Here is a 13,371-nt window from a genome sequence, read left to right as displayed (position 1 = left end):
TTTCGATCAAAAATCAAAAATCGTTAATCATCATTCTACAATTCCTAAGACCCACACATTTCACAATCGTCCGGACCAGCATTTTTAGACAATTCGATCATTGCTCTGTATTCTTCGGTAGTCATCTCTACTTGTTCTGCAACTACAGGAACAGCGATTGGTTGTTCTTTAATTTCAATTGGCTCCGCTTTTTTATCGTTGTTCAATGTGAATTTAATCGCATCCACCGCAGCTTTTGTTCTTAAATAATACATTCCCGTTTTCAATCCGGATTGCCAAGCGTAGAAATGCATCGATGTCAATTTAGAATAATTGGCATTTTGCATGAATAAGTTCAACGATTGTGATTGATCCACAAAATAACCACGTTGACGCGACATATCGATAATGTCTTTCATGGACATTTCCCAAACTGTTTTGTACAATTCTTTCAAGTCTTGCGGAATGTTCAGGTCTTGAACCGAACCGTTATTTCGCATTAATTCTTGTTTCAAGGTTTCGTTCCACAAACCGCGTTCCACTAAATCGTGTAACAAGTGTTTGTTTACCACAATAAATTCTCCCGAAAGTACTCTTCTGGTGTAAATATTAGAAGTATAGGGCTCGAATGCCTCGTTGTTACCCAAGATTTGAGAAGTCGAAGCCGTTGGCATTGGCGCTACTAACAAGGAGTTTCTCACTCCGTGTTCCATCACTTCTTTTCGCAAGGAAGCCCAGTCCCAGCGACCGGATAATTCCTCATCTTTCATTCCCCACAAATTGTACTGGAATTCTCCTTGTGACATTGGCGACCCTTCAAAAGTAGAATAAGGACCTTCTTCTTTGGCCATTTCCATTGAAGCGGTAACGGCAGCAAAATATAAAGTTTCAAAAATTTCCTGGTTCAGTTTCTTGGCTTCGTCGCTTGTAAATGGCAAACGCAACATAATGAAAGCATCGGCCAATCCTTGTACTCCAAGACCAACTGGTCTGTGACGCATATTAGAGTTTTCGGCTTCTATTACCGGATAATAATTTCTGTCAATAACTTTATTCAAGTTTCTGGTCACGCGTTTGGTAACGGTGTACAACAATTCGTGATTGAATTTTTTGTTTTCCACAAACATGGGCAACGAAAGTGAAGCCAGGTTACAAACCGCGATTTCATCTTTCGAAGTGTATTCCATAATCTCGGTACACAAATTCGAAGAACGAATCGTACCTAGATTTTTTTGGTTTGATTTTCTGTTGGCTGCATCTTTGTACAACATGTAAGGTGTTCCAGTTTCAATTTGCGATTCTAGAATTTTCTCCCACAATTCATGCGCTTTGATGGTTTTTCTCCCTTTTCCACGTTTCTCGTAATCAATGTACATCGCTTCAAATTCTTCGCCATACACATCATACAATCCCGGACATTCATTCGGACACATCAACGTCCAATAACTGTCTTCCTGTACTCGTTTCATGAACAGATCCGAAGTCCACATCGCAAAAAACAAATCTCTGGCACGCATTTCTTCTTTTCCGGTGTTCTTTTTCAAGTCCAGGAATTCAAAGATATCCGCATGCCAAGTTTCGATATAAATAGCAAAACTACCTTTACGTTTTCCACCACCTTGATCCACATAACGAGCGGTATCATTGAAAACACGCAACATCGGAACAATTCCATTTGAAGTTCCGTTTGTCCCACGTATGTAAGAACCGGTAGCCCTTACATTATGAATAGAAAGTCCAACTCCACCTGCCGATTGGGAGATTTTTGCCGTTTGTTTCAACGTATCATAAATCCCGTCAATACTATCATCTTGCATTGCCAAAAGGAAACAAGAAGACATTTGAGGTTTTGGCGTTCCGGCATTGAACAATGTTGGCGTTGCATGCGTAAAGAATTTTTTCGACATTAAGTCGTACGTTTCTATTACCGATTTCAAATCATCTAAGTGGATACCAACAGACACCCGCATTAACATGTGTTGCGGACGCTCTACAATTTTACCGTTTATTTTTAGCAAATACGATCTTTCCAAAGTTTTAAACCCAAAATAATCGTAATTGAAATCTCTATTGTATATAATATGTGAGTCTAGAAACTCCGCATTATCCATAATCACTTTATGTACTTCCTCAGAAAGCAACGGAGCATATTGACCGTTTCTTGGGTTTACATAATTGAACATATCATTCATCGTTTCCGAAAATGATTTTTTTGTATTCGAATGTAAATTTGAGATTGCAATACGAGCGGCTAATTGTGCATAATCTGGATGTGCAATAGTCATCGAAGCCGCAGTTTCGGCAGCAAGATTATCTAACTCAGATGTCGAAACACCATCATAAAGTCCTTCAATTACTCGCATGGCCACTTTCACGGCATCAACCAAATCATTCAAACCATAACATAGTTTTTTAATTCTATCTGTGATTTTGTCGAACATTACCGGCTCTTTGTGCCCATCTCTTTTAACTACGTACATACGCTTAATTGTTTTAAAAAACAGAAAATCCCTTTCCCGTTTTTGAGTATTTGTTTCATTTTTTTGGGAAGCTAATCCCGCTGTCATTCCAATCTTTTTGTTTTTTTAAAGAAAAAAAACAAAAAGGATATTCCCTTCCATCGGGGCTGAAACACCCGATAATGCGATAACTACTTTCTAAAAATCAGCATCAAAACTAATTTTCTGAGCATCTTCATCGGTATTCATCACACCTGCTTTTTGATATTCGGCCACTTTCTTTTCAAAGAAATTTGTTTTCCCCTGAAGCGAAATCATATCCATGAAATCAAACGGATTTGAGGTATTGTATTCTCTGTCGCAACCTAATTCTACTAATAATCTGTCGGCAACAAATTCTAAATACTGTGTCATTAATACCGCATTCATCCCTATTAAACTCACAGGAAGTGACTCCGTGATAAATTCTCTCTCTATATTTAAAGCATCAACAATAATACCTCTGATTCTTTCTTTTGGAACTTTATTAACCAAGTGGTGGTTGTGTAAATGCACTGCAAAATCACAATGAACGCCTTCATCACGAGAAATCAGTTCATTAGAAAATGTCAATCCCGGCATTAACCCTCTTTTTTTCAACCAATAAATAGAACAAAATGCTCCCGAAAAGAAAATTCCTTCCACCGCTGCAAAAGCAATCAAACGCTCCGCAAACGAATCGGATTCAATCCATTTCAAAGCCCAGTCCGCTTTTTTCTTAATCGCCGGAAAAACCTCTAAAGCGTTGAACAATTCATCTTTCTCTACTTCATCTTTCACATAGGTATCAATCAACAAAGAATACGTTTCACTATGGATGTTTTCCATCATGATTTGAAAACCGTAAAAGAATTTTGCTTCAGCATACTGCACTTCGTTCACAAAATTTTCAGCAAGATTTTCATTTACGATTCCGTCAGAAGCAGCAAAAAATGCTAAAATGTGTTTTACAAAATACCGTTCATCATCCGAAAGTTTGTTATTCCAGTCATTTAAATCCTGTGACAAATCGATTTCTTCAGCAGTCCAGAAACTGGCTTCCATACTTTTATAAAATTCCCAAATATCATGGTGTTTGATAGGAAAAATTACGAAACGATTTTTATTTTCTTGTAAAATTGGTTCAACTTGCGCCATTATAATTGTTTATTTTATTGAGATTTTAACGAAATTTTATGCTTTCTGTGGATTACAAAGATTGTGAAATATTGCCGAAATTAAAAGTCAAACTTATTCACAATCGGACCTAGTTTTTAACAAATAGAAAAAATTAGCACCTTTTTCACATAAAATATAAAAAACTGTATATCAGCTATTTAAAATTTAAAAAAGAGTGTAAAGTACCGTAAAATATAGGATTTTAAAAACAAAAAACAAGAAAAATTTATTTTTTTTAGATTTATTTTTTCATATCCAGAGCCACTTTTTCAAGCTCTGCATACCAGTCTTCTCCAAACTTTCTAACCAATGCTTCTTTAACAAATTTGTAAACAGGAACTTCGAGTTCCTGACCTAAAGAACAGGCCGCATCACAAATATCCCACTTGTCGTAATTAACAGCGGCAAACTCGGTAAAATCTTTCACACGAATAGGATATAAATGGCAAGAAACTGGTTTTTTCCAGTCAATTATTCCTTGATTGTACGCTTGTTCGATACCACAAAGTGCTGTTTTTCCGTCAAAAATCACGTAAGCACAATCTTTATTGTCAATCAGTGGTGTTTCAAGATCACCATCTGTTCCTGTTACCCAAGTTCCTTGCGCTTCGATAGCGGCAATTCCTTGTTTCCGAAGAAATGGTTTTACTATAGGATAAATTTCTTCTAATATCTTAGTTTCCTCAACACTCAATGGAGCTCCGGCATCGCCATCTACACAACAAGCCCCTTTACAGGCTGATAAATTGCAAACAAAATCTTTTCCGAGTATGTCTTCTGAGACGATGGTTTTTCCTAATTGAAACATTCTTTTGGGTTACTGTGATTATAAAGTGCAAAGGTAGTCAAAGTAAATTGTATTTTTTTAGATAAAAATCAACTTTAACTTTATCAGAAAATCGAGTAACAAATCAATAGTAACAATCTAATATTAAGTATAGTAGATAAAAAAAATAACCGAAATAATTATTCTTTTCCAATCTTAAAAAACTACCTAAATAAATCACAATACCATTCTATTTTATCCGAAAAGTTTAACTTTGTAAATAAAAAGCTATGATAGGATTTGACATTAGGGAAATTGTTACCGTAAGTATGGTTCTTTTTGCAGTAATTGATATCATCGGTACTATTCCTATTATCATCGATTTGAGAGCGAAATTCGGCCATATTGAATCCGAAAAAGCATCTTTGGCTTCAGGGGCAATTATGATTGTCTTTCTTTTTATAGGAGAAGAATTCTTAAATTTAATTGGAATCGATGTCAATTCTTTTGCAGTAGCGGGGTCTTTTGTCTTATTTTTTCTAGCATTGGAAATGATTTTAGGCATTCGATTGTATCGTGATGAAGCAGCTAGCTCCGCTTCAATTGTTCCTATCGCATTCCCACTTGTTGCAGGAGCAGGAACCATGACCACTTTATTATCCCTGAAAGCAGAATTTCAGACCATCAATATTATTGTTGCCATTATTTTAAACATTATTCTGGTATATATCGTTTTGAAATCTTCTGCTAAAATTGAACGGATGTTAGGAGAAAATGGACTTGGAGTCATCCGAAAGACTTTTGGAGTGGTACTTCTTGCAATTGCTGTTAAATTATTCGCTGCGAATGTTAAAGGTTTGTTTGTCTAAAATAAATTTTCATAAATTTACCCCATAACGCAATAATATAAAATAATTTGATTTTATTTGGACTTAAATTTCCAAAAGAAATATTCCTAACCATCTATTTTTATATTAAAAACAAAAAATCTTATGAAAATCTTTACTAACATTTTGATATTTTTAGCAGTTGCTCTAATTATCTTTAATATTACACGTCTTGATTTTAAGCATCTATTTCAAGGTGATAGCATGTACGCTCTAATTGGTGTTGCAGCTTCATTTTGTGCCGTTCTAATTCTTGTTATCTTTAGAATGTCGAAAGAAATTGAAAAAAAAATGCATGACTAACATATTTGATGTTCTAATTATTGGTGGCGGTGTTTCCGGAATGTCATGCACGCTCGTTTTGGGTTCCGCAAAAAACAAATCTTTTGCCACTGATAAAAAAATTGGTGTTTTCACTCATCAAAAAGCATCTGCTCTGCAAGATGCATTGTTTAATAATGCTTATGGAATCGCTGCAGGTAAACTAGGATCTGAATTATTGACCGAGAGTATTCAGCATCTTTCAGAAAGCTATCCACACATTACACAAATTCCGAATGAAAAAGTGCTGCAAATTGAAGGTGTTTTTCCTGAATTCACCATAACTACAAACAAGAGCACTTACAAAACCAGAACAATCGTCATAGGCATTGGGTCCTCAAATACGTTTGCAATAGACGGATTAATGCAGTATGTAACCCCGCATCAAAAAGCTCTTCCAGAAAAACAGAGAATCCAACTCATAAACAGCGACCACAAAGTTGCTGACGGTATTTATGTTGTGGGAACTCTAGCCGGTTGGAGAAGCCAATTGGCTATTGCTGCCGGAAGTGGCGCTGCTGTGGCTACTGACATTCTTACTTTATGGAATGGCGGGGTGCAAACACATTGTCACGATAGTATTAGATAAATAGAATTTCATTTGTGAAAAATCTCTAAAAAAATAATGGTAGGTTTACACTTTCATTAATCTATTTCTATGTTATCACTATTATTGAGCTTCACAAGACTGATTGTTTTTATAGCATTCGTTTCCTTTTTCTCGATTATTTTCTATTTTATGAGTTTCTTTTGGAGTGAAGAAACTAATTCTAAAAAAGCACTCGTATTACGCGATTTTTTAATAAAAGTATCCAATGTAATTTTAGGCATACGCACCATCGTTTATGGCGAAAAACCCACCGTACAAGGACTAATTGTAGCCAATCATAGGTCTTATTTTGACCCAATCGTAATTGTAAATCTAATCCATACCTATCCTGTTGGAAAAATAGAAGTCGCTTCATGGCCACTTATTGGATACATCTGTAAAATATCGGGCGTATTATTTGTGGACAGAAAATGTTCAAAAAGCAGACAAAATACCGCCGAAAATATTCGAGAAGTTCTTAGCAAAGGATACTCAATCATCAATTTTCCCGAGGGCACAACTCATGATTTGCCAACCACTGTGGATTTCAATTATGGCTCATTTGTCATGGCAACCAAAATAGAATCCGCAGTTATACCAATTGCCATTGATTATAAAGAAAAAACAGATGCCTTCATTGGAAACGACACTTTTATTCCACATTTTTTAAAATGTTTTGGAAAACCAACCACCGAGATTAAAATAACTTTCTTTCCTCCTATTTATTCTAAAGATGCAACTTATTTATTGAACACATCTAAAGAGATTATCGACAAAGAACTCATTCGATATAGAAAAGATTGGGACAGTGAAAATTAGCTGCCATTTTATAAATTAAAAACAGTGCCAATTCTTTTCTATTGACTTTTTAAAACCGCTTTAATCATCGCATCTTCTTTCAATACAATTTCATAGAAATACTTTTCACCATACAATTGTCTGGCGAATTCTCCAGCTACATAACGTTTTACTAACAACTTGCTTTTTCCAAATTTCAAATCCAATCCGTTTTCAAAAATATATTTTTGAAACGAATTGAAATATACATCCGTTCCATTCATCTTCGTCATGAATTGTTGAAAAGTCAATCCTTTAAAAGCATTTCTATTTTTGTCTAATTGCTCAAATACAAAATGTCCAACAACACCCGACTGCAATAAATAAGCAGTACTTTCATTCCCATGCTCTACTTCAAGCGGCACAAAAACATCCGGAACAATCCCGCCACCTCCGTATACGATTTTACCTTTTTTAGTTTTAAATTTTAAAGAATCCGAAACTTTTATACTGTCTTTTTCATACAGTTCCCCGTTTTCAAAACGATTATCCGATTCTTTAAAATACGCATCATTTCCTTTAGCATATGGCTTTTGAATGGAACGCCCGGTTGGCGTATAATATCTCGCAATAGTCAACCGAACTGCCGATCCGTCGTCAAAATCCATCTCGCGTTGCACCAATCCTTTCCCAAAAGAGCGTCGGCCCACAATTGTCCCCCTGTCATTATCTTGTATGGCTCCCGCGAGAATTTCACTTGCTGATGCACTGTTTTCATTAATTAATACAAACACATTTCCGCTTTCGAAACTTCCTCTTTCAGTCGCAAAAGTTTTATCGGTGTTTCCTTTTTTATTTTTGGTAAAAACAATTAATTGCTTGTCTTTCAGTAATTCATCCGCAATTGCAATGGCTTCTTCCATATAACCGCCACCATTATCTCTCAGATCAATAATTAATGATTTAGCACCTTGTTTTTTCAATGCATCCAACCCTCTTTTGAACTCGCCGTAAGTAGTTTCGGCAAATCGATTTATTTTTATATAACCGGTATTGTTTTTCAAAAGCATAGAAACATCAACGCTTTTCAAAGGAATAACATCTCGTTTTACTATTAATTTAATTTTTTTACGCTCTGATTTTCTGTAAACGGTAAGCTCAATTTCGGAACCCACAGTACCTTTCAGTTTAGAAAACAAACTGTCATTTGGCAATTTACGTCCAAATAATTTGGTTTTATCAGCATACAAAATTCGGTCTCCTGCTTTTATTCCTGCTTTTGCCGAAGGGCCATTTTCAATTGGTTTTATTATCGCCACCGAATCATTGTACATATAGAAATTGACACCTATACCCACAAAATCTCCTTTCATGCTTTCCACAACTTCAGCTTGCTCACTTGGTGGAATATATACAGAATGCGGGTCTAATTTTGCCAAGATATTATCAACGGTAAGATTTACAATAGAATCTGTATTGACATTATCGACATATTCGTTATCAATAAAATCAATCAGTTTATTGAGTTTATTTTTGGAACTGTTTTTAGAGAAAAAATGATTTTGATTTGGAGCATTCAATAACCCGCCAAGAACAACTCCTATAGCAAGAGCCACACCAATAATTATAGGTAGGTATTTATTATCGATTCTCATTTATTCTTCTAATACTGGAATATGCTCCACTTCTACTCCCGCTTTTATCAAAAACTGAATTCCGGAATCATCGCGGTACCCATTGTGATATACCACTCTTTTTATCCCCGATTGATGTATTAATTTACTGCATTCTTTGCAAGGCGAAAGCGTAATATATAATGTAGCACCTTCACAAGATTGTGTAGATCGCGCTACTTTGAGAATAGCATTTGCTTCAGCATGCAACACATCCCAACGCGTCAAACCTTCCTCATCTTCGCAACAATTTTCAAATCCGGATGGCGTTCCGTTGTAGCCGTCCGAAATAATCATTCGGTCTCTTACAATGATAGCGCCCACTTGCTTTCTTTTACAATATGACAAAAGTCCCCATTCAGTAGCAATTCTAAGATAGGCTTTATCGTATTTATTTAATTTTTTTGATTCCATTATTTTTATCTAATCCAGATTTCATTTTCAATAATCATTGGCAAAACTACTCCTATTATAAATGCTGACATCACCAAAGCCCAATCCCGTTTAGAAAATCTAAAAACAGTTTGAACAATATAAGACAATACTAACACAACAAAAACCACAATAATTTGAGCTGCTTCTATCCCCAATGCAAATTCGCCCAAAGGCAATAATTTAGAGGTTGCACTTCCTCCCAGAATTGATTTAAAATAGTTTGAAAAACCCAAACCATGAATAATACCAAAGAAAAGTGTTATAAAAAACACCAAATTTATACTTTCTTTTTTACTGGATTTACCAGCCGTAAAAAGATTAAACAAGGCTGTTATTAATATCGTTATTGGTATCAACAACTCAACAACATTCACTTTTATGGCAATTATACCAAAAACGGAAAGCAGCAAAGCCAGCGTATGTCCAATTGTAAACAGCGTTATCAAGAGTACTATTCGCGGCCAATCCTTGAAAGAGAAAGGAACGGCTAATGCAATTAAAAACAAAACATGGTCATACGCATGAATATCCAAAACGTGTTTTAACCCTATTTGAAAGTAAATCCAAAATTCTGACATAGGTAATTTATTATATTGATAAGGGGTTGTAAACTTACGATTAATTTTGAAAATGATCGTTTTGAAAATATAAATCATTCTTTAAAAAAGGATTTAAAATACTTTGATTAACAAATCATAATTTTAAATAAAATTAAAATCAATAATTTAAAAATAGATTTATCTTTGTAGGATAAAAAATTAATAATTATGTCATTTTCAGATTTATTTGATAGCGAATTCAAACAAAGAAATAAAGGTCATTTTTCAGCCATAGTTCGTGTAGCACTTGCCGATGAAAAGTTTGCTCCAGAAGAAAAAATGTTTTTAGATAAGCTGGCCGTTAGACTAGAAATTTCTCCAGAAGAATATACCGAAATTTTAGACAACCCACTAAAATACCCTATTAATGCTCCCTATTTACATGAGCAAAGATTGGAGCGTTTGTATGATTTAGCCAGAATGGTTCATGTTGATCATCATTTAGGTGACAAACAAGAATTATTGTTAAGAAAAATTGGAGTAGCATTAGGCTTTAATGGTGAAAATGTGAATTATATCATAGCCAAAGCATTATCATTAGTAGATAAAAAAGTAGATTTAGATGCTTTCCTTTTCGAAATGCAAAATATGCATAAATAAAAATCATAAAAAAGCTCCTAAAAATTCTAGGAGCTTTTTTTATAGTTGTTTTTAGTACTTGCTCAATTTTGCTTTGTGCATGAAATCTTCTGCCTTCTCTACCATATTATAGCTTCCACAGAAAAAAGGAACGCGTTGGTGCAATTCAGTAGGAACAATTTCCATTATACTTCCAAAACCATCTGAGGCTTTACCGCCGGCTTGCTCTACAATAAATGCCATTGGATTACATTCATATAACAAGCGTAATTTTCCTTTTGGAGCTTTAGAACTTGTTGGATAAATATAAATCCCCCCTTTTATCATATTTCTATGGATATCAGAAACTAAACTTCCTATATAGCGTGAAGTATAAGGTCTGTCTTCCTCTTCTAGTTGGCAATATTTAATATAGTCTTTTACTCCTTGTGGAAAATGAACATAGTTTCCTTCATTGATAGAATAAATATTCCCGTCTTTAGAAAACTGCATATTGGGATGCGATAAATAAAAGGTTCCAATTGCCGGGTTTAATGTAAATCCATTTACGCCATGTCCTGTGGTATAAACCAGCATTGTAGATGTGCCATAAATCACATAACCTGCAGCAACTTGATTAGTTCCAGGCTGTAAAAAATCTTCAATTGTAACTGGAGTTCCAATTGGAGTAACACGTCTGTAAACCGAAAATATTGTCCCTACAGAAACATTCACATCAATATTAGAAGATCCGTCAAGAGGATCCATCAAAACCACATATTTATTGTTATGGCTTTTATCACTTCCTTCTACTGTAATAAAATCATCATTTTCTTCCGAAGCGATTCCGCATACAATTTCACGATTAATTAAAGTTTGAATAAAAATGTCATTGGCATATACATCAAGTTTCTGCTGATCTTCTCCTTGTATATTTTGTTCCCCAGCAGCACCAATTATATCTACTAATCCAGCTTTGTTTACTTTATAGTTAACCACTTTTGCAGCCAACCGGATAGAATTGATAATTCGGGATAATTCGCCTGACGAATATTGAAAAGCATTTTGGTTTTCGATGATAAATTCCCCTAGTGTTCTGTTGCGTTCTTCCATTTAAGAAATCGTTGTAGTTAGTTTGAAGTCACAAATATCGGATTTTTTGTGAAAATGAATTGAATAATATTTACTTAGTTTAGCAGTATTGTATATTTGCTTATAAAATAGTTGAATAATGGGTAGAAAATGCTTTATTTTGAGCAATTCAACCATTAAAAATAAGAATATATGAACATTAGAAAAGGAAATCCAGAAGACATGGAAGCGGTTTTAGGACTTATTCAAGAGTTAGCAGACTTTGAAAAAGAGCCTGATGCAGTTCTTATCACTGTTGATGATTTAATCCGCGATGGTTTTGGAACAACTCCTTTATTTCATGTTTTTGTAGCCGAAGTGGAATCAGAAATTGTGGGTATTGCTTTGTATTATTATCGTTATTCTACCTGGAAAGGAAAAATAATCCATCTGGAAGATTTAGTGGTAAAAGATAAAATGCGCGGAACAGGATTAGGCTATGCTTTGTATTCTGAAATTATCAAGCAAGGAAAAAGAGATAATGTTCGAAGAATTGACTGGCATGTTCTTGACTGGAATACTCCTGCAATTGATTTTTATGAAAAATCAGGTGCAAAAGTGCTCCGAGATTGGTACGTGGCACAAATGGATGAAGCAGGGATTAACTATTTTGTAGATAATAGATTGAAATAAAATTACAAATTTTTTTGTTTAAAAAAGTATGAGAGTATTCAAATTTGGTGGTGCTTCTGTAAAAGATGCCGAAGGAATAAAAAACGTATATGACGTTTTGCAAAAAGTAGGTTATGAGGATGTATTATTGGTCGTTTCTGCAATGGGAAAAACCACTAACGCACTTGAAACCGTTATAAAAAATTATTTTGATAAATCGGCTGAATTAAATTCATCGGTTCAAGAGGTAAAAAAATACCACAATCAAATTCTGATGGATTTGTTTGAAGAAGAAAAGCACGAAGTTTTTACTGCCGTAAACAATCAATTTTCTGACTTAGAATATTTTTTAGCGCATAATAAATCGCCAAATTACAATTTCGTTTACGATCAAATCGTAAGTTATGGTGAATTGATATCTACCACTATCCTGAGCCATTTTATGAGCTTTATGGGAATAAAAACGCAGTGGTTAGACGTACGGAATTTTATAAAAACCGATGCTACTTATAGAGATGCAGAAGTAGACTGGGAATTGACCCAAAAGAATATTGCCAAAAACGTAAAAAGAAAAATATTAAACATTACTCAAGGTTTCTTGGGTTCTGACGAAAATAACTTTACTACTACTTTAGGTCGTGAAGGTTCCGATTATACTGCGGCAATTTTTGCTTATTGCCTAAATGCGGAAAGTGTAACCATCTGGAAAGATGTACCTGGAGTTATGAATGCTGATCCTAGATATTTTGAAAATGCAAGTTTACTGAACCAAATTTCGTACCGTGAAGCGATTGAATTGGCTTTTTATGGTGCTACGGTTATTCATCCTAAAACCTTACAACCTTTACAAAAAAAGGAGATTCCTTTATTTGTAAAATCGTTTATAAATCCCTTGCTACCAGGAACTCGTGTCGCAAAAGGTGCCGATTTAGAACCTTATTTACCTTGTTTTATTGTCAAAAGAAACCAACTCTTGATTTCCCTATCGTCAATAGATTTTTCTTTTATTATGGAAGAACACATCAGCGAAATTTTCGCTTTGTTTCACCAATTTAAAATAAAAGTAAATTTGATTCAAAATTCAGCGATTAGTTTCTCTGTTTGCGTTGAGGACAAATTTGAAAATTTCAAAGATTTGAACGCCATTCTTTCGAAAAAATTCAAAGTTGATTTTGATGAAAATGTTACTTTATACACTATTCGACATTTTAATGATAAAGCTGCACAAACAGTTGAAAAAAACAAGGTCGTTTTGTTAAAACAAGTTAGTCGCGAGACGATGCAGATTATAACGAAAGAAAGTTAGAGAAAATCTTTTCATCGTAAAGTTTCCACTTGTATTTATTGTTTTACAGAATACACTACTTTTGATGCATAGACGTTATACA

The 13,371-nt window shown here is 34.5% G+C and carries 14 protein-coding genes; 7 read left to right on the top strand and 7 right to left on the bottom strand.

Features of this window, described 5'->3' with window-relative positions:
- Positions 1-44: 44 nt before the first annotated feature.
- From ACM55M_RS03880 to ACM55M_RS03870, 3 genes are all read right to left on the bottom strand, one after another.
- Positions 45-2,459, bottom strand: coding sequence for a ribonucleoside-diphosphate reductase subunit alpha (locus ACM55M_RS03880; protein ID WP_416856187.1), 2,415 nt, complete (start codon positions 2,457-2,459; stop codon positions 45-47).
- Positions 2,460-2,636: 177 nt separating this feature from the next.
- Positions 2,637-3,614, bottom strand: coding sequence for a ribonucleotide-diphosphate reductase subunit beta (locus ACM55M_RS03875; RefSeq protein WP_416856185.1), 978 nt, complete (start codon positions 3,612-3,614; stop codon positions 2,637-2,639).
- A gap of 262 nt (positions 3,615-3,876) precedes the next feature.
- Complete coding sequence (locus ACM55M_RS03870) at positions 3,877-4,443, bottom strand: DUF3109 family protein (protein ID WP_416856184.1); 567 nt, start codon at positions 4,441-4,443, stop codon at positions 3,877-3,879.
- Between the two features lie 248 nt (positions 4,444-4,691).
- Between ACM55M_RS03870 and ACM55M_RS03865 the strand changes: the two genes are divergently transcribed.
- The 4 genes from ACM55M_RS03865 to ACM55M_RS03850 all read left to right on the top strand — a co-directional run bounded on the left by ACM55M_RS03865 (position 4,692) and on the right by ACM55M_RS03850 (position 7,017).
- The gene (locus tag ACM55M_RS03865) at positions 4,692-5,270 is read left to right on the top strand and encodes a MarC family protein (protein WP_416856183.1); all 579 of its coding nucleotides are present in this window, start codon (positions 4,692-4,694) and stop codon (positions 5,268-5,270) included.
- A gap of 123 nt (positions 5,271-5,393) precedes the next feature.
- Entirely contained in the window at positions 5,394-5,591 is a 198-nt protein-coding gene (locus ACM55M_RS03860) for a hypothetical protein (protein ID WP_416848202.1), read from the top strand.
- Between the two features lies 1 nt (position 5,592).
- Entirely contained in the window at positions 5,593-6,198 is a 606-nt protein-coding gene (locus tag ACM55M_RS03855) for an FAD-dependent oxidoreductase (protein ID WP_416856286.1), read from the top strand.
- 69 nt (positions 6,199-6,267) lie between these two features.
- Positions 6,268-7,017 carry a lysophospholipid acyltransferase family protein gene (locus ACM55M_RS03850; RefSeq protein ID WP_416856182.1) on the top strand — a complete coding sequence of 250 codons (750 nt, stop codon included), beginning with the start codon at positions 6,268-6,270 and terminating at the stop codon, positions 7,015-7,017.
- 38 nt (positions 7,018-7,055) lie between these two features.
- Here ACM55M_RS03850 and ACM55M_RS03845 read toward each other — a convergent pair whose 3' ends face one another.
- The 3 genes from ACM55M_RS03845 to ACM55M_RS03835 are packed head-to-tail and all read right to left on the bottom strand — an operon-like array spanning position 7,056 to position 9,661.
- Positions 7,056-8,630 (bottom strand): S41 family peptidase, encoded by a 1,575-nt coding sequence (locus ACM55M_RS03845; protein ID WP_416856181.1) that lies wholly within the window; start codon positions 8,628-8,630, stop codon positions 7,056-7,058.
- Positions 8,631-9,062: a deoxycytidylate deaminase gene (locus ACM55M_RS03840; protein WP_035669575.1), complete on the bottom strand. Its 432-nt coding sequence runs from the start codon at positions 9,060-9,062 to the stop codon at positions 8,631-8,633. It lies immediately after the preceding gene.
- Between the two features lie 5 nt (positions 9,063-9,067).
- On the bottom strand, positions 9,068-9,661 hold the full coding sequence (locus ACM55M_RS03835; RefSeq protein ID WP_416856180.1) for a HupE/UreJ family protein: 594 nt from the start codon (positions 9,659-9,661) through the stop codon (positions 9,068-9,070).
- A gap of 189 nt (positions 9,662-9,850) precedes the next feature.
- Here ACM55M_RS03835 and ACM55M_RS03830 point away from each other — a divergent pair, with 189 nt between their 5' ends.
- On the top strand, positions 9,851-10,282 hold the full coding sequence (locus tag ACM55M_RS03830; RefSeq protein ID WP_416856179.1) for a tellurite resistance TerB family protein: 432 nt from the start codon (positions 9,851-9,853) through the stop codon (positions 10,280-10,282).
- Positions 10,283-10,333: 51 nt separating this feature from the next.
- Here ACM55M_RS03830 and fbp read toward each other — a convergent pair whose 3' ends face one another.
- Positions 10,334-11,353 carry a class 1 fructose-bisphosphatase gene (gene fbp / locus ACM55M_RS03825; RefSeq protein ID WP_039108650.1) on the bottom strand — a complete coding sequence of 340 codons (1,020 nt, stop codon included), beginning with the start codon at positions 11,351-11,353 and terminating at the stop codon, positions 10,334-10,336.
- 171 nt (positions 11,354-11,524) lie between these two features.
- On the opposite strand from fbp, the gene ACM55M_RS03820 reads away from it, so the two are divergent.
- Positions 11,525-12,004 (top strand): GNAT family N-acetyltransferase, encoded by a 480-nt coding sequence (locus ACM55M_RS03820; RefSeq protein WP_416856178.1) that lies wholly within the window; start codon positions 11,525-11,527, stop codon positions 12,002-12,004.
- Positions 12,005-12,032: 28 nt separating this feature from the next.
- Positions 12,033-13,289, top strand: a complete 1,257-nt coding sequence (locus tag ACM55M_RS03815) for an aspartate kinase (protein ID WP_416856177.1) — start codon at positions 12,033-12,035, stop codon at positions 13,287-13,289.
- Positions 13,290-13,371: the final 82 nt, after the last annotated feature.

The sequence above is a fragment of the Flavobacterium galactosi genome (assembly GCF_048158585.1).
GTDB lineage: Bacteria > Bacteroidota > Bacteroidia > Flavobacteriales > Flavobacteriaceae > Flavobacterium > Flavobacterium galactosi.
This window is presented reverse-complemented; position numbering and strand designations above follow the sequence as displayed.

Bases quoted from the DNA above. Each gene is read 5' to 3' on its own strand.
- ACM55M_RS03880 (WP_416856187.1), bottom strand. From the start codon at position 2,459: ATGTACGTAGTTAAAAGAGATGGGCACAAAGAGCCGGTAATGTTCGAC.
- ACM55M_RS03875 (WP_416856185.1), bottom strand. From the start codon at position 3,614: ATGGCGCAAGTTGAACCAATTTTACAAGAAAATAAAAATCGTTTCGTA.
- ACM55M_RS03870 (WP_416856184.1), bottom strand. From the start codon at position 4,443: ATGTTTCAATTAGGAAAAACCATCGTCTCAGAAGACATACTCGGAAAA.
- ACM55M_RS03865 (WP_416856183.1), top strand. From the start codon at position 4,692: ATGATAGGATTTGACATTAGGGAAATTGTTACCGTAAGTATGGTTCTT.
- ACM55M_RS03860 (WP_416848202.1), top strand. From the start codon at position 5,394: ATGAAAATCTTTACTAACATTTTGATATTTTTAGCAGTTGCTCTAATT.
- ACM55M_RS03850 (WP_416856182.1), top strand. From the start codon at position 6,268: ATGTTATCACTATTATTGAGCTTCACAAGACTGATTGTTTTTATAGCA.
- ACM55M_RS03845 (WP_416856181.1), bottom strand. From the start codon at position 8,630: ATGAGAATCGATAATAAATACCTACCTATAATTATTGGTGTGGCTCTT.
- ACM55M_RS03840 (WP_035669575.1), bottom strand. From the start codon at position 9,062: ATGGAATCAAAAAAATTAAATAAATACGATAAAGCCTATCTTAGAATT.
- ACM55M_RS03835 (WP_416856180.1), bottom strand. From the start codon at position 9,661: ATGTCAGAATTTTGGATTTACTTTCAAATAGGGTTAAAACACGTTTTG.
- ACM55M_RS03830 (WP_416856179.1), top strand. From the start codon at position 9,851: ATGTCATTTTCAGATTTATTTGATAGCGAATTCAAACAAAGAAATAAA.
- fbp (WP_039108650.1), bottom strand. From the start codon at position 11,353: ATGGAAGAACGCAACAGAACACTAGGGGAATTTATCATCGAAAACCAA.
- ACM55M_RS03820 (WP_416856178.1), top strand. From the start codon at position 11,525: ATGAACATTAGAAAAGGAAATCCAGAAGACATGGAAGCGGTTTTAGGA.
- ACM55M_RS03815 (WP_416856177.1), top strand. From the start codon at position 12,033: ATGAGAGTATTCAAATTTGGTGGTGCTTCTGTAAAAGATGCCGAAGGA.